The following is a 22,658-nucleotide window of genomic DNA, read 5'->3' as shown; positions in this document are numbered from 1 at the left end:
GATCATTACCCTGATCTGCCCCGGATTGCGGCTCTAGGTAGTCAAGTAGTTACCTAGAATACTGTCGCCAATCTGACAGTTTTTCCCGGCGAGCGTCCACCGACGGGCAGAATTCGGACTCGTGACCCCCGCCCTGGAGCCGCTGCGCCGGATCGCGGCATACGCTGTCTGTGTCGACTCGGAGGACCGGTTTCTCCTGGTCCGAGCCTCTCCGCGCTCCGGTACGCCCGGGGTGTGGTCGCTGCCCGGTGGGGCCGTGGACCACGGGGAGGACCCCTACAACACCGTCGTTCGGGAAACCGCCGCCGAAACCGGAATTTCGGTCGCGGTCACCGGACTGCGTGACGTGCTCGCCGACATGCGCTCGCTGCCCCGGCGCGGCATCACGCTCCACACCGACCGGCTGATCTACGAGGCCGCCGTACGGGGTGGACAGCTCTGCCACCGGATCAACCAGCCCACCGACCTGGCCCGCTGGTGCAGCCTGGACGACGCCAAGCAGCTGCCGCTGCGGCCGTTCACGGCCAGCGCCCTCGGTCTGCCGCCGGACACCATCGACCTGCGGCCGGACACCGCGCCGGACTTCCCGTCGTTCTACGCCGTACCGGGCCCGGACGGGCTGCACCGGGCGCAACGGTTCGCCGCGTACGCGGTCGCCACCGACCCGGCCCGGCGGGTGCTGCTGACCCGGATCGCCCCCGGTTACCCCGGTGCCGGCCGCTGGCACCTGCCCGGCGGCGGCACCGACTACGGGGAGCAGCCCGGCACCGCGCTGATCCGGGAGCTCGTCGAGGAGACCGGCCAGCGGGGCCGGCTGATCCGGCTGCTCGGGGTGGCCAGCCACCGCGACGCCGCCTCGCTCGGCCCCGAGGGCTACCCGATCGACTGGCACGGCGTACGGGCCTTCTACGAGGTCGCGGTCGACCGGCCGACCCTGCCGATCGTCGCCGACGTCGGTGGGTCGACGTCCGAGGCCCGCTGGTTCGCCCCCGCCGACCTGGCCGCCATGCCGCCGGCGGAGCTCACCGAGGTGACCGCGGAGGCGGTCGGCGCTGCCCGACTTGTCTGAAGGGGCAACCGGCCGCGTCGTCGTTGCCGGTCCCGGCCGGGAGCGGCGGATCGGGGCGTACGGCGTGTGCCATGACGCCGCCGGGCAGCTGCTGATGGTCCGCGCCTCGGCACGAACCGGGGTGCCGGGCTGGTGGCAGATTCCCGGCGGCGGCGTACGGCAGGGTGAGGATCCGGCGGCCGCCGTCGTCCGCGAGTTCGCCGAGGAGACCGGGCTGACCGCCCGGATCGTCGACCTGGTCACCGTCAGCGCGGACGTCGGGCCGGATCCGGGTACCGGCCGGCTGCGGCACACCGACCGGATCGTCTACCGGATCGAGGTCGACGACGCGCCGCCGCGGGCCGAGCCGGCCGGAGGCACCGACCGGGTCGCCTTCCTGCCCGACCCGCGGGTGCGGAAGGTCCCGGTGCTGCCCTGGTGCGCCCGGCTGCTCGACCTGCCGCGGCGGGACCTGCCGGCGCTGGCGGCGGCCCCGCAGCCGGCGGCCGGTGACCCCGACGCCCGGCGCCGCAGACACCAGCGGTTCGGTGCGTACGGCGTGGTGACCGATCCGGCCGGCCGACTCCTGCTGACCCGGACCGCCCCCGGTTACCCCGGCGCCGGCCGGTGGCATCTGCCCGGCGGCGGCACCGACTTCGGCGAGCAGCCGGCCGACGGGCTGGCCCGGGAGATCGTCGAGGAGAGCGGGCAGCACGGGCGGGTCGGTGCGCTGCTGGCCGTCCGGCACCACCATGATCCGGCCGCGCTCGGGCCGGAGGGCCATCCGGTGGACTGGCACGTGGTGCAGGTGCTCTACCGGGTGTCGGTGCAGCGGCCGAGCGCCGCGCGGGTCACCGAGGCCGCTGGTGGTTCGACCGGCGCGGCCGGATGGTTCACCCCGGTCGAGGTGACGACGCTGCCGCTGACCACGCTCGCCGCCGAGGCGGTACGGGGTCTGACGGCGTACGACGGACGGTGACCGTCGGTAGGCCGAGGGTGCTTGCGTCAGCTAGCGAAAACGCGAGCGGATGTCCGGTTTACCCAGGACGAATCGGTATGCTCCAGACTGATCTCTCGCCAACCCGCGTCGGCTGTGCAATGGTGTAGGCCGCATAATCGGGCGTCCGTCGCGACCGCGACGCACGACCGACCGATGATGGAGGGATCCGTGGCGAGTGCCCCGTGGCGGCGGCGGCGTACGACCGACAGTCCTCGACCGGCAGGACGTCGATGGGCCGGACCGCTGCGTCGCAGCGGCACCTTCGCCCGACAGGTGCTCCTGGTCCGGGTCGGCCGGCGCGGCCGGGACGCCCATCGGTCGACCAGGCCGGTGGGGGAGTCGGGCGGCTGGCTCGACGTCGACCCGTTGACGGCGGCGGAGATCGCCGCGATCGCCCCGGTGAGCCCGGCGGTCGTCCCGGTGAGCCCGGCGGTCGGACCGGCGGGCCCACCGGATGCGACGCTGCGCCCCGCGACCCGGTCCGTCGACGGAGTCGACGGTACGACGGTCGCGGTACCACTGCTGCCCGGAGACCCGACCCTGGCCCGGCGGGCCAGTTTCGTGCTGGTCAACGCGACCACCCTGACCAGCCTGACGCTCGGCCTCGCCGCGATCTTCCTGGCGATGGAGGGCGACATCCGGCTGGCCGCCTTCTGCCTCGTCGCGTGTGTCGTCTTCGACGGACTCGACGGGGCGCTGGCCCGCCGCCTCGGCGTCGCCAGCCCGTTCGGTGCGCAGATGGACTCGCTGGCCGACATGTGCTCGTTCGGCCTGGCCGCTCCGGTGGTCGTCTACGCCTCGCTGGCCGGTACGGTCGCCACGCCGGCGGCCGCCGTCGCTTGCGCGCTCGTCGCCTCCTGCGCCGCGATCCGCCTCGCCCGGTTCAACGTCTGCGCCAAGGACGGCGGATTCTTCACCGGCATCCCGACCACCCTGGCCGCCGCCGTGCTCGGCATCGGCGTACTGATCGACGTGCCGATGCCCGGCGACGCCCAGCTCGCCGTCGTCGCGTTGCTGGCCTTCGCGATGGTCTCCAGCTTCCCGTACGTCAAACTCGCCCGGCTGTTGAAGCTGCCGCCGTGGGTGTGGGCGGTGCCGGTGGTCGGTGCGCTGATCGACGTACGGTTGACCTTCGGGCTGATCGTGCTCGCGTACCTCGGCAGCGGGCCGCTGCTCTGGCTGCACCGCCGCCGGGCGATCTGAGCGGCTGACCGGTGCGTGCCCCGGTCAGCGCCAACAGGAGCCGCGCGTGCCCCGGTCAGCGCCAACAGGAGCCGCGCGTGCCCCGGTCAGCGCCAGCGGGCGATGACCGAGGCACCACCGGCGACCCGGTCACCCGGGCCGACCAGGGCGTCGACGGACTCCGCCGGCAGGTAGACGTCGGTGCGCGAGCCGAACCGGATCAGCCCGAACCGCTCGCCCTTGGCCAGCAGCGCGCCGACCGGGGCCCGGTGCACGATCCGCCGTGCCACCATCCCGGTCCGCTGCGCGACGACCACCCGGCCGTGCGAGGTCTCCAGCACCGTGTACGCCGCCACGTTGTGCTCGGCCGCCGGCTTCATCGCGGCGGCGAACCCGCCGTCGACGACGAAGTGGTCGACCACCCGTCCGGCCACCGGGGCCCGGTTGACGTGTACGTCCAGCACCGACAGGAAGACCGCGATCCGGAGGAACTCGGTCGCGCCCAGTCGCTCGTCGCGGACCCGCTCGACCGACAGCACCCGGCCGTCGCTGGCAGCTACCACCGCCGCCGGGTCCTGCGGCACGTCCCGCTGCGGGTCGCGGAAGAACGCGGCGACCGGGGCCGCCGCCAGGGCCGGCAGCAGCCACAGCCGGCTCTTCGGCCGGGCCAGCCGGGTGGCGGCGGCCAACCCGAGGGCGATCGCGGCGGCCGCGACACCGTTGGAATCGATGTGCATGTCGCGGGTCAGTGGCACACTGCTGGTCCGGTACAGCGGCCCCAGCCGGTCGGCCCGCGCGGCCGGAGCGGCCGCGAAGCGCAGCCGGTGGACCCGCAGCGGCGGGGCGTTGCGCAGCACCAGGTCACTGCCGCTGCCGAACAGCGCGGCCTGCCGGTCCAGCTCGGCGGCGGCACCGGCGGAGCCACCGGGCAGCGCGGGTGCCGCCACCGCCAGCACGCCGCCGTCGGCCAGGTACTTGGTGTACCCGTCGACGGCCGCCCGGGCCTCGTCGCCGGTGCCGGTCAGGACCGACCCGACGATCAGGAGCTCGGCCGGGTCGGCGGCGGACAGCGAGTCCACCACCCGGACCCGGTCGGCGACCCAGCGGCCGTGCGCGGCGATCTCCGTACGCAGTCGGGCCGCCTGCCCGGCGTCGGCCGGCACCACGGTGAGGGTGTCGCCGGGCAGCAGCGCGTCGATCGCGGCACCGAGTACGGCGGATCCGGCTGTCGCGTCCACCAGCAGCGCGTGCTTCTCCGCGTTGTCCCGGGCCAGTTCGGCGGTGAGTGCCCGGGCGGCGCGGTCACCGATGCCGACAGCGGCGGCAGCGGACGGGGCAGGGGCGTCAGACATGTCGGGCGGGCTCCTTGCGGCGGTGATGGCGGGGCGCGAAGCCCAGCATAGGTGCCGGCCCGGCACCCCGCAGCGGCCGTCAACCGCGTGGCGGACCGGGCAGGTCGCTCAGCTCGGTCAGGGTCGGCGCATCGCTGTCGTCCCCGGTCCGCGGGTCGGTCCGCATGCCGACCGGTGGTGCGTCGACCGGCGGTGCGTCGGTGGACGGTACGCCGGTCGGTGCGGTGTCGGTCCGTTGTGTGTCCGAGCGGTCGCCCCGGCCCGAGCGCAGCGCGCCGACCAGACCGAGGACGCCGATCAGGATCAGACCGCCGGCGACCACCCAGCCGACCTGTGGGAGCGGGACGTCGGCCATGCGGGAGACCAACCACCATCCGGCGATCAGGCTGAAGATCAGCCCGAAGGTGAGGGACACCACATCGGTACGGTGCCGTTTCATCGGACCACCTCCAGGTCGCCGGCCGCTACCTTGACACGCAGGGTGAGTTCGCCGCCGCCGGCGCCGTCGTCGCCGAGATCGGAGATCACCCGGGGGGACTGGTCGAATCCGCTCCACCGCTGGCCGAGCACCACGGCCTCACCTGCCTTCACGTCGGCCTCGGCCCGGACGTCCACCTCCGGCGGCAGCTGCACCAGCAGCGTGCCGAGCCCGAGTGTCACCGTCACCTCCGTCTGCCGGTCGGCGAAGTCGACGTCGCGCAGGTCGAGAACGGCGTCGCCGAACGTCGTCTCGTACCGGTAGGCCAGCTGGTCGTAGTTGGCGGGCTGCCAGTACACCGCCTGGGACTCGGTCGCGGTGACCGACTCGGCCAGGCTGGAGATGCCGACTGCGGCGCTGGCCACCAGCCCCAGTGCGATCAGCCACCGGGCCCGGCCGAACCAGGCGCCGACCAGCAGACCGACCGCGATCGTGGCCAGGACCGCCGCGAAGTAGGCCGACGGGGGTGTCGCGGCCGCGTCGGTGAGGTCGATCACGGCGACGACGCCCAGCACCACGAAGATCATCGAGAAGGTGACGGTGCCGAGTCGGGACCGCTCCTTCGGTGGTGGTGGCGGCACCGGTGGTGGTGGCGGTGCCGGCGGCGGCACCGGTCCGTACGGCGACGGGCGGGTCGCGTACGGCCCGTAGGGGGCGAACGGAGCCCGGTAGCCGGCGGTGGGCGCGGCGGCGGCCCCGCCGGGCGCCGACGGATAGGCCGGCGCCGGGGCCGCCGGCACCGGGTAGGACGTCGGGTAGGGCGCCGCGGCCGGGAAACCCGACGGGGGGTACGGGGTGGTGGCCGCGGCCATCGGTCCCTGGCGGGCCGGGTCGGGGGCCCCACCGGGGTACGGGGCCGGCGCCGGGCCGCCCTGGTGGGCACTGCGGTTGAGCAGCAGCACTCCACCGATCAGCACCGCCGAGCCGAGCAGCACGGCGCGGAACCCGTCGGTGACGATGAAGGCGAACATCACCGCGGCCAGGATGCCGAGGACCAGTACGGTGACCGGCGACATGCTCGACCGGCCCCGGCCCAGCAGCCCCTCCACCGGGGAGGTGCTGTCCCCTTCGCTCGGCGTGCCGAGCCAGACCACCAGGTAGACCAGGATGCCGATGCCGCCGAAGAAGCCGAGGACGGCCAGCAGCACCCGCCACAGGACGGGGTCGGTGTTGGTGGCCCGCCCGATCGCCCCGCACACTCCGGCCAGGTAACGGCCCTGCCGTGGCCGGACGAGCCCGTACCGCTGGGTGAAGGCCCCGGGCGGCGGACCCCACGCCGACCCCCCACCGGGCGACCCGGCGGCCGACGGCTCGCCCCGTGGCGGGTCGTCGGACGGCGGCTGTTCGTCGGACGGCGGCTGTTCGGCGGACGGCGGCTGTTCGGGCAGCGGCCCGGCGGCCGAGGGCTCGGCCGCCGGCGGGTCACTGGCGGGCGGCGGGCCGGGTGGCGGCACCGGACCGCGCGGCGTGGTCGGGTCGTCGGTCATACCGTGATCCTGCGGGTCCGGCCGCCCGGCATGCCTCGGGATTCGACCCTGAGCGCACCCTGAGATCCGATGCCACCGGGTCTCCGGGACGTCCCCGTGGTCCGGGCGGTGTCCGACGTGTGACGATCGAAGCGCCGCCGCCGCCGCGTCGGCGTCCGTGCCGTCCCGGGAGGCCGAGATCACCACCGCGATCGAGCCACCACGGCTGTACCGCTCCCGTGAGCAGCGGGTGGTGGCCGGGGTGGCCGCTGGTATCGCGCAGCATCTGCGCCTGCCACTGGTCGGTGTCCGGGCGGCGTTCGTCGTGCTGATCGGCTTCAGCGGGCTCGGGGTGCTGCTCTACGCGGCGTTCTGGGCCGTCGTCCCGCCGGCCAGCAACGGTCAGCCGCGCCGACGTGACCTGGTCGAGCTGTTGCCGTTCGTCGCGATCGGCCTCGGCGTCATCCTGATCCAGGCGTTGGTCTTCGCCTCCAGCGGGATCGGCACCACCGCCGGATGGCTGGTCGCGATCGTCGCGGTCGGGGCCGGCGTGATCTGGCACGACGCCGCGCCGGAGCGGCGGCGGGCGTGGAGCGAGACGCTGCCGCAGGTGCCCTGGCTCGGGGCGGTCGTCGAGGAGAGCGACCGGCGGGCGTTCCTGCTGCGGTTCATCGGCGGCGGGCTACTCGTCGCGGTCGGCGTGATCGGGGTGGCGGCGGTGTACACGCCGCAGGGCAACTCCGCCGCCGTACTCAACGGGGTGATCTTCGCTCTGGTAGGGCTGGCCGGGGTCGGGGTGGTGACCGCGCCGGTGCTGTGGCGGACCTTCAACCAGCTGCGGGCCGAACGCGAGGGTCGGGTCCGTGAGCAGGAACGGGCCGAGCTGGCCGCGATGATCCACGATCAGGTGCTGCACACCCTGGCGTTGATCCAGCGCAACGCCGCCGACCCGAAGGCCGTGCAGCGGCTGGCCCGTGGTCAGGAACGGTCGCTGCGCAACTGGCTGTACAAGCCGACGGCGTCGCCGACGGAACGGTTCGCGGCCGCGTTGGAGCAGGCGGCGGCCGAGGTCGAGGACACCTACGGGCTCAGCGTCGAAGCGGTGGTGGTCGGTGACCGGGGCACCGACGAGCGGGTCGGCGCCCTGGTCGCGGCGACGAGGGAGGCCCTTGTCAACGCTGCCCGGCACGCCGGGGTGCAGACCGTCTCGCTGTACGCCGAGGCCGAACCCGAGCAGCTCAGCGTCTTCGTCCGGGACCGGGGTGCCGGCTTCGACCCGGCGCAGGTCGAGGACCATCGGCACGGCGTGCGCGGCTCGATCGTCGGGCGGATGCGTCGACACGGCGGGCGGGCGGAGATCATCAGCACGCCGGGGGAGGGCACCGAGGTCCGGCTGACCCTCCCGGTCGGCCCGGAGACCCGGCCGGCGGCCGGAGTGCGGGCGAACGGGGACGGGCCACGTACGGCTGGAGACGAGCCGCGCGCCGACGCGCGGACAGGAGAGGGCGGACAGTGATGGACGAGCCGACCGGTCGACCGACGGCGGGTGGTGAGCCGGACACCTCCGACGGGCGGCGACTGCGGGTCTTTCTGGTCGACGACCACGCGATGTTCCGGGCCGGGGTACGGGCCGAGCTGGGGGCGCACGTGGCGGTCATCGGCGAGGCCGCCACGGTCGCCGAGGCGGTCAGCCGGATCGCGGCGACCGAACCGGACGTGGTGCTGCTCGACGTACACATGCCGGACGGTGGCGGACGGGCGGTACTGGACGCCGTCCTGCGGGGTCCGGGTGCCGGTCGTTCGTCGGTGCGGTTCCTGGCGTTGAGCGTGTCGGACGCGGCCGAGGACGTGATCGGGCTGATCCGGGCCGGAGCCCGCGGCTACGTCACCAAGACGATCTCGCCGGAGGACCTGGCGGCGGCGATCCACCGGGTGGCCGACGGCGACGCGGTGTTCAGCCCACGACTGGCCGGGTTCGTGCTGGACGCCTTCGCGGCCCGGCCGGACGCCCCGGTGGTGGATCCGGAGCTGGACCAGCTGACCAACCGGGAGCGCGAGGTGCTGCGGCTGCTGGCCCGGGGGTACGCGTACAAGGAGATCGCCAAGGAGCTCTTCATCTCGATCAAGACGGTCGAGACCCACGTGTCGAACGTGCTGCGGAAGCTGCAGATGTCAAACCGGTACGAACTATCCAGATGGGCGGCAGACCGACGACTGATCTGACCGTCAGTGGACTTGCTCTATCTCCCGGATGATGGGAACCTGGTGGCGCCACGGGTGTCGGGTGGCTGTCGACCCCGGCAGGTCCGGCCGCCGGGGCAGCGCTACTGCGGACTCGCGTTCACGCCGGGGTTACAATCTCGCAATTGTCGCCAATCCGGCATCCGGACACCTCGGGCGAGTGGTGACGGAAAGTATTAACTTGACATCCGAGAGTGATGAAGGGGTGGCGGGGAAGGTCACAGCAGGGCGTCCCTACTCTCCGGTAATCGGGGTTGTACAGTGGTCGGATGCCCAGGTCAGCACGGGTTCCGGGCGAGGTCGAGAGATCTCGATCGGCGTATCGGAGCCGTCCCGGCCGCGTATCGGCTTGATAACGGCACCTTCACGCAACGGGCTACCTGGTGTCACAGTGTCAGTCACCTCACAACCCCCCCGTGAGCGCCCTGAGGAGGCTCTCCCATGCGTGGGAAATCCCTAAAGGTGGCGGTCGCAACGACCGCCATCGCTCTGTTCGCCACCGCTTGCAGTAGCGACAGCGGAGAGACCACGGAGAACGACTCCGGCGGTGAACTTCGCATCTATGCCTCGGAGCCGGCCTTCCTGCTGCCGTCCGCTGGTGACGACGAGCCGTCCATCCTGGTGATCCGCCAGCTCTACCGTGGTCTGGTCAAGTACAACGCCGAGACCGGTGAGCCGGAGAACGACCTTGCCGAGTCCATCGAGTCCGAGGACAACAAGACCTGGACGATCAAGGTCAAGGACGGCTACACCTTCGACAACGGCGAGCCGGTGAACGCCGACGCCTTCATCCGCGCGTGGAACTTCACGGCGTACGGGCCGAACGCCCAGAACAACTCGTACTTCATGAAGCGCATCGCCGGCATCGACGAGGTCACCGCTGGTGAGGACCCGGACGGTGACGGGCCGCAGGAGGCTCCGGAGCCGGCCGCGCAGGAGCTGTCCGGTCTGCAGAAGGTCGACGACCTGACCTTCACCGTCGAGCTGAAGGCGCCGTTCTCCGGCTTCCCGGCGATCGTCGGCTACTCCGGCTTCTTCCCGATGGCCGAGGCCTGCATCGCCGACACCGAGGCCTGCAACGAGACCCCGATCGGCAACGGCCCCTACAAGATCGAGGGCAGCTGGCAGCACGACGTCGGCATCACCCTGGTGCGCAGTGACTCGTGGGCGGGTGAGGACAAGGGCAAGGCCGACACCCTGGCGTACAAGATCTACCAGGACGTCGACGCCGGCTACGCCGCCTTCCAGGCCGGCGAGCTGGACGTCATGTACACCATCCCGCCGGCCCGCTACGCCGAGGCGAAGCAGCAGTACGGCGAGCAGATGTACGAGGCGCCGGGCGACAGCTTCACCTACGTCGGCATGCCGCTGTACAACGAGAACTTCAAGGACAAGCGGATCCGCCAGGCGTTCTCGCTCTCCATCGACCGGCAGGGCATCATCGACGCCGTCTTCAATGGCCGGTTCACCCCGGCTGAGGGTGTCGTGGCGCCGACCTTCGACGGCTACCGTCCGGGCGTCTGCGAGTACTGCACCCAGGACGTCGAGCGGGCCAAGCAGCTGCTGGAGGAAGCCGGCGGCTGGAAGGGCGGGCCGCTGGAGCTGTGGGCCAACGCCGGTGCCGGTCACGAGGCCTGGCTGCAGGCCGTCGGCGACCAGATCAAGGCGGCGCTCGGCATCGACTACGAGCTGAAGGTCAACCTGCAGTTCCCCGAGTACCTGTCGACCGCCGACCAGAAGGCCTTCACCGGCCCGTTCCGGCTCGGCTGGGGCCCGGACTACCCGGTCATCGAGACCTACCTGCAGCCGCTGTACGGCACCGGCTCGGGCAGCAACAACTCCACGTACTCGAACCCGGAGTTCGACTCGCTGATCGCCCAGGGCGACGCCGCCGAGAACCTCGAAGCGGCCATCCCGTTCTACAACCAGGCCGAGGACCTCGTCGTGGAGGACCTGCCGGTCATCCCGATGTGGTTCAGCAAGGTCGCGGCGCTGTACGGCGAGAACGTCGACCAGTTCGTCTGGAACAAGATCTCGGACGCCGAGTACGGCAAGATCACGCTGAAGAGCAACTCCTGACCCCCGGGTCTGACTGATCAAGTCGTAACGCGACGTGGCGGCAACGGGTCTCCCACGAGGAGCCTGTTGCCGCCACGTTTAGCGCCGAGAGGAGACCCCCGTCATGGGGCGCTACGTCATCCGACGGTTGCTCCAGTTCATCCCCACCGTGCTCGGGACGATGTTCCTGCTGCACTACATCACGTCGGTGGGTATCCAACTGAGCGGCAACCCGGTCCGGGCCCTGTTCGGCGACCGGACCCCCACCCAGGCACAGATGGACGCCCTCAGCGCCAAGCTGGGGCTCGACGACCCGTGCCTGGAACAGAAGTTCAACCCCTGCTTCGGGCTGTTCGGTGACCGCCTGCAGGGCATATTCCTGCACTTCGATTTCGGCGTGAACCTGCGCGGCCGGCCGGTCGTCGAGATGGTGGCCGACGCGGTGCCGTTCACCCTGAAGATCGTCCTGATCGCGATGCTCTTCCAGTCCATCGTGGGCATCGCCGCCGGCGTGCTCGCCGGACTGCGCAGCGGCAGCTTCGCCGACTACCTGGTCAAGATTTCGACGGTGTTCGTGATCTCGGTGCCGATCTTCGTGCTCGGCATCGTGGTGCGCGAGTACGTCGGGGTCAAGTTCGGCAACGTGCTGCGGGACATCGACTGGATACCCGACCTGATATCCCGCGGGGTCTTCAGCGCCGGGTTCAAGGTGGAGTATCCGTTCGCCAGCCTGGTCATCCCCGGTCTGGTGCTCGGCGCGGTGTCGCTGGCCACCACCGCACGGCTCACCCGGACCAGCATCATGGAGAACATCCGCTCCGACTACGTGCGTACCGCCAAGGCCAAGGGCCTGGCCCGCAAGCGGGTCGTCGGCGTGCACACCCTGCGCAACTCGCTGATCCCCGTGATCACCTACCTGGGCGTCGACGTCGGCGTCCTGATGGGCGGCGCGGTCGTCACCGAACGGATCTTCAACGTCCCCGGCATCGGCCTGCTGGTCGCCCGGTCGGCGACCGGCGGTGAGGCGTCCGTGGCGATCGGCGTGGTCACCATGCTGGTCCTGGTCTTCCTCGTGGTGAACCTGCTGGTCGACCTGCTCTACGCGGTCCTCGACCCACGGATCCGCTATGAGTGAGTACAACCGACACATCGGCCTGCCCGGCGCCGTGCGGACCCATGGCGGACCGAGCGTAGTGAGGTGGCACCATGAGTGACCCGACCAACGCGGCCAAGACCGTCGACGACGGTGAGCCGCCCGCCGCCGGGACCCCGACCCCGGGCGACGCCGCGTCCAACGGCACCGCGTCCAACGGCACCCCGACGACCGGTACGGAGCGCAACGCCAGCCTCTGGGCCGACGCGGGCCGGCAGCTGGTCCGCGACCCGGTCTTCGTGATCGCGTCGATCTACCTGCTGATCGTCGGCTCGATGGCGGCCTTCCCCGGGCTGTGGACCAGCCAGAACCCGGCCGACTGCAACGTCTCCCGGACCCGGACGCCACCGAGCTGGGACCATCCGTTCGGCTTCGACCAGCTGGGCTGCGACTACTACTCGCACGCCATCTACGGTGCCCGGCCATCGCTGTCGATCGCGATCTTCGCGACCTCGGGCATCGTGCTCATCGGCGGCGCCATCGGCCTGCTGGCCGGCTACTTCGGCGGCTGGGTCGACGCGATCCTCTCCCGCATCACCGACATCTTCTTCTCACTGCCGTTCCTGCTCGGCGCGATCGTCTTCCTGACGGTGATCCGGATCCAGAACGTCTGGACGATCGGCGCGGTGCTGATCCTGTTGGGCTGGACCACGATCGCCCGGATCATCCGGGGCAGCGTGATCTCATCCAAGGGGCTGGACTACGTCCAGGCGGCGCGGGCGATGGGCGCGACCAACGGCCGGATGATGATGCGGCACATCCTGCCGAACGCGATCGCGCCGATGGTCGTCTACGCGACCATCGCGCTGGGTGCGTTCGTGGCGGCCGAGGCGACGTTGACCTACCTCGGCGTCGGCCTGCGGGCCCCGACGCAGTCCTGGGGCATCATGATCAACGCCCACCAGGTCTACTTCCTGGAGGACCCCTGGCTGCTGCTGTTCCCGTGTGGCCTGCTGGTCGGCACGGTGCTCTCCTTCATCCTCATGGGCGACGCGCTGCGTGACGCCCTCGACCCGAAACTGCGGTGAGGTGAGCCATGACGACGGACAGAGACATCACCGCCACCATCGACGCACTGCCCGGCCTCGACTCCAGCGCCCCGCCGCTGCAGGTCAAGGACCTGCAGGTCGAGTTCCGCACCCGCAACGGCATCGCGCACGCGGTCAACGGGGTCAGCTTCTCGCTGCAGCCCGGTGAGACCCTGGCGATCCTCGGTGAGTCCGGCTGCGGCAAGAGCGTCACCGCGCAGGCGATCATGGGCATCATCGACTCGCCCCCCGGGTACGTCACCGGTGGCGAGATCCGCTACCGCGGCGTCGACCTGCTGAAGCTGCCGGAGTCGCAGCGTCGCAAGATCCGGGCGAACCGGATCGCGATGATCTTCCAGGACGCGCTGTCGGCGCTGAACCCGGTCTTCACCGTCGGGTTCCAGCTGTCCGAACTGTTCCGCAAGCACCGGGGGATGTCCCGGGCCGACAGCAAGGCCCGCGCGGTCGAGCTGCTCGACCTGGTGAAGATCCCGGCCGCCCGGCAGCGGGTGAACGACTTCCCGCACCAGTTCTCCGGCGGTATGCGCCAGCGGGTGATGATCGCGATGGCGTTGGCGCTCGACCCCGAGGTGCTGATCGCCGACGAGCCGACCACCGCCCTCGACGTGACCGTCCAGGCCCAGGTGATGAGCCTGCTCGCAGAGCTGCAGCGGGAACGCAACATGGGTCTGGTGCTGATCACCCACGACATGGGGGTGGTCGCCGACGTCGCCGACCGGATCTCCGTCATGTACGCGGGTCGGGTCGTCGAGGAGGCGCCGGTCCGGGACATCTACGCCTCACCGGCGCACCCGTACACCAAGGCGCTGCTGGAGTCGATCCCCCGGATCGACCTCAAGGGCCAGCAGCTCAACGTCATCAAGGGGCTGCCACCGGCGTTGACGAACATCCCAGCGGGTTGCTCGTTCAACCCCCGGTGCCGGTACGCGCAGGACGTCTGCCGGGCCGATCCGCCACCACCGCGGTTCCCGGTGGCCCCCACCCGTACCTCCGCCTGCCACTTCTGGAAGGAGGTCAAGGGCGATGAGTGACGTCGTTCTGGAGACCCGGGACCTGGTCAAGCACTTCCCGCTGACCCAGGGCATCCTGTTCAAGAAGCAGATCGGCGCGGTCCGCGCGGTCGACGGCATCAACCTGCAGTTGAGCCGGGGCGAGACCCTCGGCATCGTCGGTGAGTCCGGCTGCGGCAAGTCCACCCTGGCCAAGCTGCTGGTCGGGCTGGAGAAGCCGTCGTCGGGTTCGATCCTGGTGCACGGCACCGACGTGGCCGGTCGCAGCCGCGCCGAGCTGCGTCGGGCCCGGCGCAACATCCAGCTGGTGATGCAGGACCCGTACACGTCGCTGAACCCACGGATGACGGTCGGCGACCTGATCGGTGAGCCGTTCGAGATCCACCCGGACGTCGCGCCGCGCGGCGACCGGCGACGGCGGGTCCAGGAGCTGCTGGACCTGGTCGGCCTCAACCCCGACCACATCAACCGGTATCCGCACCAGTTCTCCGGCGGGCAGCGGCAGCGGATCGGGATCGCCCGGGCGCTCGCCCTGCGTCCCGAGATCATCCTCTGCGACGAGCCGGTCTCCGCGCTCGACGTGTCGATCCAGGCCCAGGTGATCAACCTGCTGGAGAAGCTGCAGAAGGAGCTGGGGCTGTCGTACATCTTCATCGCGCACGACCTGTCGGTGGTGCGGCACATCGCCAACCGGGTCGCGGTGATGTACCTCGGCAAGGTCGTGGAGATCGGCAACGAGGACGAGATCTACGAGCGGCCGACCCACCCGTACACCCAGGCGTTGCTCTCCGCCGTGCCGCTGCCGGACCCGACCGTACGCGGCCTGCGTGACCAGATCGTTCTGGAAGGTGACGTGCCGTCGCCGGCCGACCCGCCGTCGGGCTGCCGGTTCCGCACCCGCTGCTGGAAGGCGCAGGACCTCTGCGCGACCGAGGAGCCGGCGTTGACGGTACGGGACGCGTCGGCGCACCCGAGCGCCTGCCACTTCGCCGAGGTACGCGACGTGGTGCACGCCAAGGAGTAGCTCTCTGGCTGCGCTGCCGCCCACGGTGGCCGGCGCCGGTCGTCACCCTCGTCGGGTGTCATCGGTGCCGGCCACCGTCGCGTCAGCGGCGACTCACGGGCAATCGAATCGGCGGTTCACAGGTCGTTGAACCGGCCGCTCACGGATGGCTCAGAGCGGCCCACGGCCGGCGCGCAGCACCAGCAGGGCCAGTTGGGTGCCGTCCGCGCCCAGCGCGGTGCGGTACCGCTCCATGATCTCCCGTTCGCGCGACAGCACCAGCCGGGTGCCGCCGGAGGCGATCCGGACCGCGCCGACCTGGCGCGACAGTTCGGCACGTTCCTGCCACAGCGAGATCAAGGCCTCGTCGATCTCGTTGATCCGGTCGCGGATCGCCAGGATCCGGTCGGCCGCCTCCGGAGCGTCGGTGCCGGTCTGCTGCCGGCCACCCGGCGGTGTGCCGCCCGTGGTGGCACCGGTGGCGCTGTCCTCGGCGCTCTGTGGCGCTACGGCGTTGGTCCCCATGTCCTGCCTCCTGGACTGGTCGGGCCCCCGGTGGACGCTCCGCGATGCCCGGAACGCGAAATGCCCCGGACTCTCGCGAGAGCCGGGGCATTCGTAGGTCTGATGATCAGGCGCGACCTGCGGCAGCCGGACTCCCGGAACCGTAGGTAAAGTAAAATCGCGCTCGGCGGATCACGCCTGTGAGTATGCCCATGCGGCCGACGCCAGCGCAAGGATTCCGGCCAACTGCCCGCCGAGAGCCTGCTCACCGCTGTCAGTCGGTCGGCATAGACTCCTGCTGCGATGCATCCTCTCTTCGAAACCCCAGCGGCCACACCCGTACCTGCTGCCAGCCGTGGCGGTAGTGGCGTACCCGACGACAGCCCTCGTACCGCTGACCGCGCCCGGACCGGCGACGACGGTTCCCTCGCCGGCGCGGCCCTGCTGACCGGTCTCAACGGCCCGCAGCGGGACGCGGTCGCCCACGCCGGTGGCCCGCTGCTGATCGTCGCCGGTGCCGGGTCGGGCAAGACCAAGGTGCTCACCCACCGGATCGCGTATCTGCTCGCCGCTCGGCGCACCCACCCCGGTGAGATTCTGGCGATCACCTTCACCAACAAGGCCGCCGGGGAGTTGAAGGAGCGGGTCGGCAACCTGGTCGGCCCCCGGGCCCGGATGATGTGGGTCTCCACGTTCCACTCCGCCTGTGTGCGGATCCTGCGCTCCGAGCACGAGCACGCCGGTCTGAAGTCCACCTTCTCGATCTACGACGCCGACGATTCCCGGCGGCTGATGCAGCTCGTCGCCCGCGAGCTGGACCTGGATCCGAAGCGCTATCCGGCCCGTGGGCTGGCCACCGGAGTGTCGAACCTGAAGAACGAGCTGGTCGACCCGGAAACGTTCACCGACCGGGCGGCTGGCCCCAACGAGCGGGCGCTCGCCGAGGCGTACGCGCTCTACCAGCGCCGGCTGCGGGAGGCGCACGCGCTCGACTTCGACGATCTGATCATGACGACGGTGCACCTGTTGCAGTCCCACCCGCACGTCGCGGAGAGCTACCGTCGGCGGTTCCGGCACGTGTTGGTCGACGAGTACCAGGACACCAACCACGCGCAGTACCAGTTGGTCAAGGAGCTGGTCGGCGACGGCAGCGACGGCGTACCGCCGGGGGAGCTCTGCGTGGTCGGCGACGCCGACCAGTCGATCTACGCCTTCCGGGGCGCGACCATTCGCAACATTCTTGAGTTCGAGCGCGACTTCGCCCAGGCCCGCACGATCCTGCTGGAGCAGAACTACCGCTCCACCCAGACGATCCTGTCCGCCGCGAACGCGGTGATCACCAACAACGCCGGCCGCAAGCCGAAACGGCTCTGGAGCGACCAGGGCGACGGCGAGCCGATCGTCGGCTACGTCGCCGACACCGAGCACGCCGAGGCGGACTGGGTGGCCCGGCGGATCGACCAGCTCTGCGACGACGGGTCGGCCCGGCCGGGCGACGTCGCGGTCTTCTACCGCACCAACGCCCAGTCACGGGTCTTCGAGGAGGTGTTCATCCGGGTCGGGCTGCCGTACAAGGTGGTCGGCGGGGTGCGCTTCTACGAGCGCAAGGAGGTCCGCGACGCGCTGGCGTACCTGCGGGCGGTGGTCAACGCCGACGACACGGTGAGCATCCGGCGGGTGCTCAACACGCCCCGGCGGGGGATCGGCGACCGGGCCGAGGCGTGCGTCGAGGCGTTGGCCGCCCGGGAGCGGATTTCGTTCGGCGCCGCGCTGAGCCGCGCCGCCGAGGCCCCGGGGATCTCCACCCGGGCGGTGAACGCCATCGGCGAGTTCGTGGCGCTGCTCGACGGAGTCCGTGAGACGGCCGCCACCGCCACGCCGGAGGAGGTCCTGGAGGCGGTGCTGCTGCGGTCGGGGTACCTCACCGAGCTGGAGGAGAGCCTGGACCCGCAGGACGCCGGCCGGGTGGAGAACCTGCAGGAGCTGGTCAGCGTCGCCCGGGAGTACACCGAGCGGGTCGAGGCGTCCGACGAGCCGGCCACCCTGGCCGGCTTCCTGGAGCAGGTGGCGTTGGTCGCCGACGCCGACCAGGTGCCCGACGACGATCCGGACCACCAGGGCGTGGTCACGCTGATGACGCTGCACACCGCGAAGGGCCTGGAGTTCCCGGTGGTCTTCCTGACCGGGCTGGAGGACGGCGTCTTCCCACATCTGCGCGCCCTCGGCGACACCCGCGAGCTGGAGGAGGAGCGGCGGCTGGCGTACGTCGGGATCACCCGGGCCCGGCAGCGGTTGCTGCTGTCCCGCGCGGTCACCCGGGCGGCGTGGGGGCAGCCGGCGTACAACCCGCCGTCGCGGTTTCTCGCCGAGCTGCCGGCCGAGCTGGTCCGCTGGGAGCGCACCGAGGGCGCGTACACGTCCTGGTCCGGCACGGGCGGCGGCGTCGGGGGCCGGTCGGGGACTGCGGACCGGTCACTGGTGGCGCGCGGTGGCGGCTTCGCCGGCGGTACGCCGAAAGCCGCCCGCCTCGCCCAGCGGCTCGGGGTGGACCCGAGCCGGCTGAGCACCGCCAGTGAGCTGCCAACCGCTCCGAAGGTGGCGGTCGGGGAGCGGGTCAACCACCAGCGTTACGGGCTGGGTCGGGTGCTGGCGGTGGAAGGCCACGGCCCGGCGGCCAGGGCACAGATCGACTTCGGCGATCAGACGATGTGGCTGGTGCTGCGGCACGCCCCGATCGAGAAGGTCTGACCCCGGCCGCCGGTCAGGTCGGCCGGATCGCGCCCCGCCGGTCGGCGGCAGGTCGCGACCGGCGGTCGCCAGCGACGGTCAGCAGCCCAGGTCGACGCCGCGTTCGCGCAGCCACGGTGCCGGGTCGACCTGGCTCCACAGCCCGCTGACGTGCACTTCGAAGTGCAGGTGCGGGCCGGTGGAGTCACCGGTGGAGCCCTCCTGGCCGATCTGGTCGCCGGGGGCCACCCGGTCACCGACGGCGACGCTGGTGGCGGAGAGATGGGCGTAGTGGGTGAGCAGGCCGTCGCCGTGGTCGATCACCACGGAGATGCCGTACCCGGTGTAGGCCCAGCCGGCGACGGTGACGGTGCCGGCTCCGGCGGCCAGGACCGGCGTACCGGCCGGCATGGCGAGGTCCATTCCGGCGTGCAGGACCCCCCAGCGCTGGCCGTAGCAGGAGGTGATCTGAGCGCCGGGCATCGGAGTGACCCAGTCGGGGGTGGCGCTCGGCGTCGGGTCGGGAGCGGTGGCGGCGGCAGCGGTGGCCGCCCCGCTGTCGGCCGGGGCGTCGGCCTCCGCGTCGGCCTCGGCCTCGGTCGGGGTCGCCGCGTCGGTAGGCGCGGCAGCAGGTGTCGTGCCGCTCGGCGTCGGGGTGGCGTCGGCCGGGCCGAAGCCGGCCTGCCCGCCGGGCTCGGCGGTGGCTCGGCGGTCGCTGCGGTCGGCCCGCTGTGCCGCGTCGGACCGTTCGTCGACGGCCGCCTGCTCGTCGCTGGACCGTTCGCCAGCGGTGGTGACGGTGGTGGGGTCGTTCTGCCCGGGCTCGTCGGGGTAGGTCAGGGCGGTGGCGGCACCGCCGATGCCGAGGGCGGCGATCGCCAGCCCGGTGAGCGCCACGGTGCGGCTGCGCCGCCCGATGTGGCGGATCCGGGCGCGGGCGCCGGCGGGGAGCCGGTGGGCGCCAGTGGCGCGGTGTCGGGCCGGTGCGGCGGGCCGGGAAGGCTCGGTGTGCGACACGGGGGGACCTCCGTGGTAGGGAGAGCACGGACCCGAAAATGGTGGTGTGCCAACCACGGAGGGTGGGTACGGGGTACCCGGAGAAGTCACTCAGGGTGCTTACGGAGGGGGAGTTCTGCGGCGTGGGCGGTAGCTCTGCGTAGTTTCCGCAGGGCAGGTTAGTGTGACGGCGGCCACAATACGTCGAGTGGTGCAGGTCACTTTTGGTGACCGGGGGGCACAAGAAACCGCCCAGACCGTCTGGTCTGGGCGGCTATCTTCTGCTACCGTAAGTCAGGAGTCGACTACTCCGCCGTAAATTGACTCGACTTGTAGCTGGATGTCCACTCCCTTGTCCCGCAGCCACGGGATCGGGTCCTTCGCTTCGCCCTCGACGTGCACCTCCAGGTGCAGGTGGGCACCGTAGGAGTGGCCCGTGTTCCCGACGTCCCCGAGCAGGTCACCGGCCTCGACCCGGTCGCCGGCGGTGACCCGCAGCCGGGAAGCGTGCCCGTAGACCGCCTCGGTGCCGTCGTCGTGCTTGACGATGACGCAGTAGCCGTAGCCGCCGTTCCAGCCGGCCAGGGTGACCGTGCCCGAGTGGATCGACTGGAACGGGGTGCCCTCCGGGGCGGCCAGGTCGACACCGGCGTGCAGCTTGCCCCACCGCATCCCGTACGGGGAGGTGAAGGTGTAGCCGTGCAGCGGCAGCATCCACACGTCCGGCGCTGCCTGGGTCATCGAGGTGGCCGGGGCGCGGTCGGTGTCCCGAGACGCCCGCTCGGCATCGCTGGCGCGCTCGAGGGCCTGGTCGCTGAGGGCAGCCGTGGTCTCCAGGTCGGCCAGGGCCGACGGGCTCAGTGTCTTGGCGTCCGGCATCGCGCTGGCCCCGAGGGCGACGACACCCGCGCCGACCACGGCGGTGGTCATCACCGCGGCGTACCGGTTGCGAGGGGGGGTGGGTACGCGGCGGCGACCCCGATATCTGTCGGGCTCTGACGACAGGCGTTGGCGCACGCACACCCTCCGTTGGCGGGTAGTTCGGCCGGTGGTGCAAGCGTCGTGGGACCGTGTGGTTAACGCTCGTTGGCCGGGTTGGATCTGGCCGGAACCAGATGACAACCGTGGACACGGTAGCCAACCCCCAGCCCGGCCACAACCCGACTCGCAAAAAACCGTTGACGATCTGCGATCGTCCGTTGTGTATTGTCCGAATTCGTAACCTTTTATCGGCCCACTCGTTGGTAACTCCCGGTTACATTGAGCAATACTTATCGTGCGTTCAGTGGGTCGGCCCGCCGGTCCACGTCGGGCGACGGGCGGGCTCCCGCCTGCCTGCCGACGTTGGTTAACCTTCGTTAAGGGCCGCATGCGGCGGGCCGACGGGCGGGAGGCGCAGCGATGCAGACGCGGATCCGGGTGGTGGTGGCCAAGCCGGGGCTCGACGGCCACGACCGGGGAGTCAAAGTGGTGGCCCGCGCGCTGCGCGACGCCGGTATCGAGGTCATCTACACCGGCCTGCACCAGACTCCGGAGCAGATCGTCGAGACCGCGATCCAGGAGGACGCCCACGCCGTCGGGCTCTCGGTGCTCTCCGGCGCGCACCTCACGCTCTTCCGTCGGGTGCTCGACCTGCTGCGCGAGCGCGACGCCGAGGACATCGTGGTCTTCGGCGGTGGCATCATCCCCGACGACGACATCGCCGCGCTCGCCGCGCTCGGCGTCGCCCGGATCTTCACCCCCGGGGCGAGCACCAGCGAGATCGTGGACTGGGTACGCGGCAACGTGTCCGGCCAACCCAGCGACTCGCGCCATAGCTGACTCACGTCCGCCAATAGGTGAGAGGCCGGACGCACCCCTCACACGTCCGGCCTCTCCATGCACGATGCCCCGCCGCCACCCCTCGACCGACAGGGCATCGGCCGCTTTCGTGTCGGCCCCGCTGCGCGTGCACCGACATCTCAGTCAACGACGCCTGTCACCGGTGGTTACGTGGCCAGCCGGTCTTTTTCCCGTCCGGGCGAGGTGTGTGCGGTTGCGCACACCGTCCGCCCGGCTGCTGGCCCCACCGGTACGGGTGGTTAGGCTGCGCCAATGGCCGGTCACGGCTCGTGACCGGACAAGTCATCTGCAATGCACGCTGGCGGCGGCGCGACGGCGCGCCGCGGAGACGGAACGGGACGCGCAAACGTGGACCTGTACGAGTACCAGGGGCGCGAGCTGTTCGAGCGACACGGGTTGCCCGTGCTCGCCGGCGGCGTCGCCACCACCCCGGAAGAGGCCCGCGCGATCGCCGAGCGCCTCGGCGGCCGTGTCGTGGTCAAGGCCCAGGTCAAGGTCGGTGGTCGGGGCAAGGCCGGCGGCGTCAAGCTGGCCGAGGACGCCGACGAGGCGACCACCCACGCCACCAACATCCTCGGGATGGACATCAAGGGGCACACCGTCGGCAAGGTCATGCTGACGGTGACCGCCGACATCGCCGACGAGTACTACCTGTCGTACCTGTTGGACCGGGCGAACCGTACCTTCCTCTGCATCGCCAGCGTCGCTGGCGGCATGGACATCGAACAGGTCGCCGCCGAGACCCCGGAGCGGGTCGCCAAGATCGCCATCGACGCCACCGTCGGGGTGGACGAGGCCAAGGCCGCCGAGATCGTGACCGCCGCCGGCTTCCCGGCGGAGCTCGCCGACCAGATCACCGAGATCGCGGTACGTCTCTGGCAGGCGTTCGTCGCCGAGGACGCCACCCTGGTCGAGGTCAACCCGCTGGCCCGCACCACCGAGGGGCGGGTGCTGTGCCTGGACGCCAAGGTCACCCTCGACGAGAACGCCGGCTTCCGGCACCCCGACCACGAGGCGATGGTCGACCAGTCCACGGTCGACCCGCTGGAGCAGCGGGCCAAGGAGAAGGACCTCAACTACGTCAAGCTCGACGGCTCGGTCGGCATCATCGGCAACGGCGCCGGCCTCGTCATGTCCACCCTCGACGTGGTCGCGTACGCCGGTGAGGCACACGGCGGCGTCAAGCCGGCCAACTTCCTCGACATCGGCGGCGGGGCCAGCGCGGCGGTGATGGCCAACGGGTTGGAGATCGTGCTCTCCGACCCGGACGTGCGGACCGTCTTCGTCAACGTCTTCGGTGGGATCACCGCCTGCGACGAGGTCGCCAACGGCATCGTGCAGGCCCTGGCGCTGCTGGAGCAGCGCGGAGAGACGGTCACCAAGCCGCTCGTGGTCCGCCTCGACGGCAACAACGCCGAGGCCGGCCGGGCCATCCTCGACTCGGCAGCCAACCCGCTCGTCGAGCGGGTCGACACCATGGACGGAGCGGCCGAGCGGGCCGCGCAGCTCGCCGCAGCGGCGTCCGGCCGCCCGGAAGGACAGTGATCGA

Annotated in this window: 18 protein-coding genes and 1 pseudogene; 13 read left to right on the top strand and 6 right to left on the bottom strand. The window is 71.2% G+C overall.

Annotated features, from left to right (window positions below; genetic code table 11):
* Positions 1-121 precede the first annotated feature (121 nt).
* The 3 genes from O7623_RS16590 (at position 122) to O7623_RS16580 (ending at position 3,251) form a co-directional block, all read left to right on the top strand.
* Positions 122-1,069, top strand: coding sequence for an NUDIX domain-containing protein (locus tag O7623_RS16590; RefSeq protein ID WP_282223954.1), 948 nt, complete (start codon positions 122-124; stop codon positions 1,067-1,069).
* Positions 1,062-2,027, top strand: coding sequence for an NUDIX domain-containing protein (locus O7623_RS16585; protein ID WP_282223953.1), 966 nt, complete (start codon positions 1,062-1,064; stop codon positions 2,025-2,027). The genes O7623_RS16590 and O7623_RS16585 overlap by 8 nt, the downstream gene beginning before the upstream one ends.
* A 264-nt stretch (positions 2,028-2,291) precedes the next feature.
* A complete protein-coding gene (locus O7623_RS16580) occupies positions 2,292-3,251 on the top strand; it encodes a CDP-alcohol phosphatidyltransferase family protein (RefSeq protein ID WP_282229437.1) in 960 nt (319 codons plus the stop codon).
* Positions 3,252-3,337: 86 nt separating this feature from the next.
* On the opposite strand, the gene O7623_RS16575 is transcribed toward O7623_RS16580, so the two are convergent.
* From O7623_RS16575 to O7623_RS16565, 3 genes are all read right to left on the bottom strand, one after another.
* On the bottom strand, positions 3,338-4,582 hold the full coding sequence (locus tag O7623_RS16575; protein WP_282223952.1) for a phosphatidylserine decarboxylase: 1,245 nt from the start codon (positions 4,580-4,582) through the stop codon (positions 3,338-3,340).
* A 79-nt stretch (positions 4,583-4,661) separates the two neighbouring features.
* Positions 4,662-5,021 (bottom strand): hypothetical protein, encoded by a 360-nt coding sequence (locus tag O7623_RS16570; protein ID WP_282223951.1) that lies wholly within the window; start codon positions 5,019-5,021, stop codon positions 4,662-4,664.
* Complete coding sequence (locus O7623_RS16565; RefSeq protein WP_282223950.1) at positions 5,018-6,547, bottom strand: PspC domain-containing protein; 1,530 nt, start codon at positions 6,545-6,547, stop codon at positions 5,018-5,020. Before O7623_RS16565 ends, O7623_RS16570 begins: the two co-directional genes overlap by 4 nt.
* A 190-nt stretch (positions 6,548-6,737) precedes the next feature.
* On the opposite strand from O7623_RS16565, the pseudogene O7623_RS16560 reads away from it, so the two are divergent.
* From O7623_RS16560 to O7623_RS16530, 7 genes and pseudogenes are all read left to right on the top strand, one after another.
* A pseudogene (locus O7623_RS16560) lies at positions 6,738-7,934 on the top strand (PspC domain-containing protein); the annotation flags it as partial.
* 107 nt (positions 7,935-8,041) lie between these two features.
* Entirely contained in the window at positions 8,042-8,749 is a 708-nt protein-coding gene (locus O7623_RS16555) for a response regulator transcription factor (RefSeq protein WP_282223949.1), read from the top strand.
* A 459-nt stretch (positions 8,750-9,208) separates the two neighbouring features.
* A complete protein-coding gene (locus O7623_RS16550; RefSeq protein WP_282223948.1) occupies positions 9,209-10,846 on the top strand; it encodes an ABC transporter substrate-binding protein in 1,638 nt (545 codons plus the stop codon).
* Between the two features lie 103 nt (positions 10,847-10,949).
* Entirely contained in the window at positions 10,950-11,960 is a 1,011-nt protein-coding gene (locus O7623_RS16545) for an ABC transporter permease (RefSeq protein ID WP_282223947.1), read from the top strand.
* Between the two features lie 71 nt (positions 11,961-12,031).
* Positions 12,032-13,006, top strand: a complete 975-nt coding sequence (locus tag O7623_RS16540) for an ABC transporter permease (protein ID WP_282223946.1) — start codon at positions 12,032-12,034, stop codon at positions 13,004-13,006.
* 8 nt (positions 13,007-13,014) lie between these two features.
* The gene (locus O7623_RS16535) at positions 13,015-14,058 is read left to right on the top strand and encodes an ABC transporter ATP-binding protein (RefSeq protein ID WP_282223945.1); all 1,044 of its coding nucleotides are present in this window, start codon (positions 13,015-13,017) and stop codon (positions 14,056-14,058) included.
* Positions 14,051-15,061, top strand: a complete 1,011-nt coding sequence (locus O7623_RS16530; protein WP_282223944.1) for a dipeptide ABC transporter ATP-binding protein — start codon at positions 14,051-14,053, stop codon at positions 15,059-15,061. Before O7623_RS16535 ends, O7623_RS16530 begins: the two co-directional genes overlap by 8 nt.
* A 150-nt stretch (positions 15,062-15,211) precedes the next feature.
* Here the strand turns inward: O7623_RS16530 and O7623_RS16525 are convergent, their stop codons facing one another.
* A complete protein-coding gene (locus tag O7623_RS16525) occupies positions 15,212-15,565 on the bottom strand; it encodes a chorismate mutase (protein ID WP_348775092.1) in 354 nt (117 codons plus the stop codon).
* Between the two features lie 282 nt (positions 15,566-15,847).
* On the opposite strand from O7623_RS16525, the gene pcrA reads away from it, so the two are divergent.
* Complete coding sequence (pcrA, locus tag O7623_RS16520; protein ID WP_282223943.1) at positions 15,848-18,292, top strand: DNA helicase PcrA; 2,445 nt, start codon at positions 15,848-15,850, stop codon at positions 18,290-18,292.
* Between the two features lie 78 nt (positions 18,293-18,370).
* Here the strand turns inward: pcrA and O7623_RS16515 are convergent, their stop codons facing one another.
* Together O7623_RS16515 and O7623_RS16510 are read right to left on the bottom strand one after the other, a co-directional pair.
* Positions 18,371-19,288: a M23 family metallopeptidase gene (locus O7623_RS16515; protein ID WP_282223942.1), complete on the bottom strand. Its 918-nt coding sequence runs from the start codon at positions 19,286-19,288 to the stop codon at positions 18,371-18,373.
* Positions 19,289-19,561: 273 nt separating this feature from the next.
* Positions 19,562-20,284 carry a M23 family metallopeptidase gene (locus O7623_RS16510; protein WP_282223941.1) on the bottom strand — a complete coding sequence of 241 codons (723 nt, stop codon included), beginning with the start codon at positions 20,282-20,284 and terminating at the stop codon, positions 19,562-19,564.
* Between the two features lie 384 nt (positions 20,285-20,668).
* Here O7623_RS16510 and O7623_RS16505 point away from each other — a divergent pair, with 384 nt between their 5' ends.
* Together O7623_RS16505 and sucC are read left to right on the top strand one after the other, a co-directional pair.
* Entirely contained in the window at positions 20,669-21,088 is a 420-nt protein-coding gene (locus O7623_RS16505) for a cobalamin B12-binding domain-containing protein (protein ID WP_282223940.1), read from the top strand.
* 369 nt (positions 21,089-21,457) lie between these two features.
* Positions 21,458-22,654 (top strand): ADP-forming succinate--CoA ligase subunit beta, encoded by a 1,197-nt coding sequence (sucC, locus tag O7623_RS16500; protein ID WP_282223939.1) that lies wholly within the window; start codon positions 21,458-21,460, stop codon positions 22,652-22,654.
* Positions 22,655-22,658 lie beyond the last annotated feature (4 nt).

The organism is Solwaraspora sp. WMMD791 (genome assembly GCF_029581195.1).
Classification (GTDB): domain Bacteria; phylum Actinomycetota; class Actinomycetes; order Mycobacteriales; family Micromonosporaceae; genus Micromonospora_E.
This window is presented reverse-complemented; position numbering and strand designations above follow the sequence as displayed.

Excerpts from the sequence above, each read along its gene's own strand:
- O7623_RS16575 (WP_282223952.1), bottom strand. The coding sequence starts at position 4,582 with ATGTCTGACGCCCCTGCCCCGTCCGCTGCCGCCGCTGTCGGCATCGGT.
- O7623_RS16570 (WP_282223951.1), bottom strand. The coding sequence starts at position 5,021 with ATGAAACGGCACCGTACCGATGTGGTGTCCCTCACCTTCGGGCTGATC.
- O7623_RS16565 (WP_282223950.1), bottom strand. The coding sequence starts at position 6,547 with ATGACCGACGACCCGACCACGCCGCGCGGTCCGGTGCCGCCACCCGGC.
- O7623_RS16555 (WP_282223949.1), top strand. The coding sequence starts at position 8,042 with ATGGACGAGCCGACCGGTCGACCGACGGCGGGTGGTGAGCCGGACACC.
- O7623_RS16550 (WP_282223948.1), top strand. The coding sequence starts at position 9,209 with ATGCGTGGGAAATCCCTAAAGGTGGCGGTCGCAACGACCGCCATCGCT.
- O7623_RS16545 (WP_282223947.1), top strand. The coding sequence starts at position 10,950 with ATGGGGCGCTACGTCATCCGACGGTTGCTCCAGTTCATCCCCACCGTG.
- O7623_RS16540 (WP_282223946.1), top strand. The coding sequence starts at position 12,032 with ATGAGTGACCCGACCAACGCGGCCAAGACCGTCGACGACGGTGAGCCG.
- O7623_RS16535 (WP_282223945.1), top strand. The coding sequence starts at position 13,015 with ATGACGACGGACAGAGACATCACCGCCACCATCGACGCACTGCCCGGC.
- O7623_RS16530 (WP_282223944.1), top strand. The coding sequence starts at position 14,051 with ATGAGTGACGTCGTTCTGGAGACCCGGGACCTGGTCAAGCACTTCCCG.
- O7623_RS16525 (WP_348775092.1), bottom strand. The coding sequence starts at position 15,565 with ATGGGGACCAACGCCGTAGCGCCACAGAGCGCCGAGGACAGCGCCACC.
- pcrA (WP_282223943.1), top strand. The coding sequence starts at position 15,848 with ATGCATCCTCTCTTCGAAACCCCAGCGGCCACACCCGTACCTGCTGCC.
- O7623_RS16505 (WP_282223940.1), top strand. The coding sequence starts at position 20,669 with ATGCAGACGCGGATCCGGGTGGTGGTGGCCAAGCCGGGGCTCGACGGC.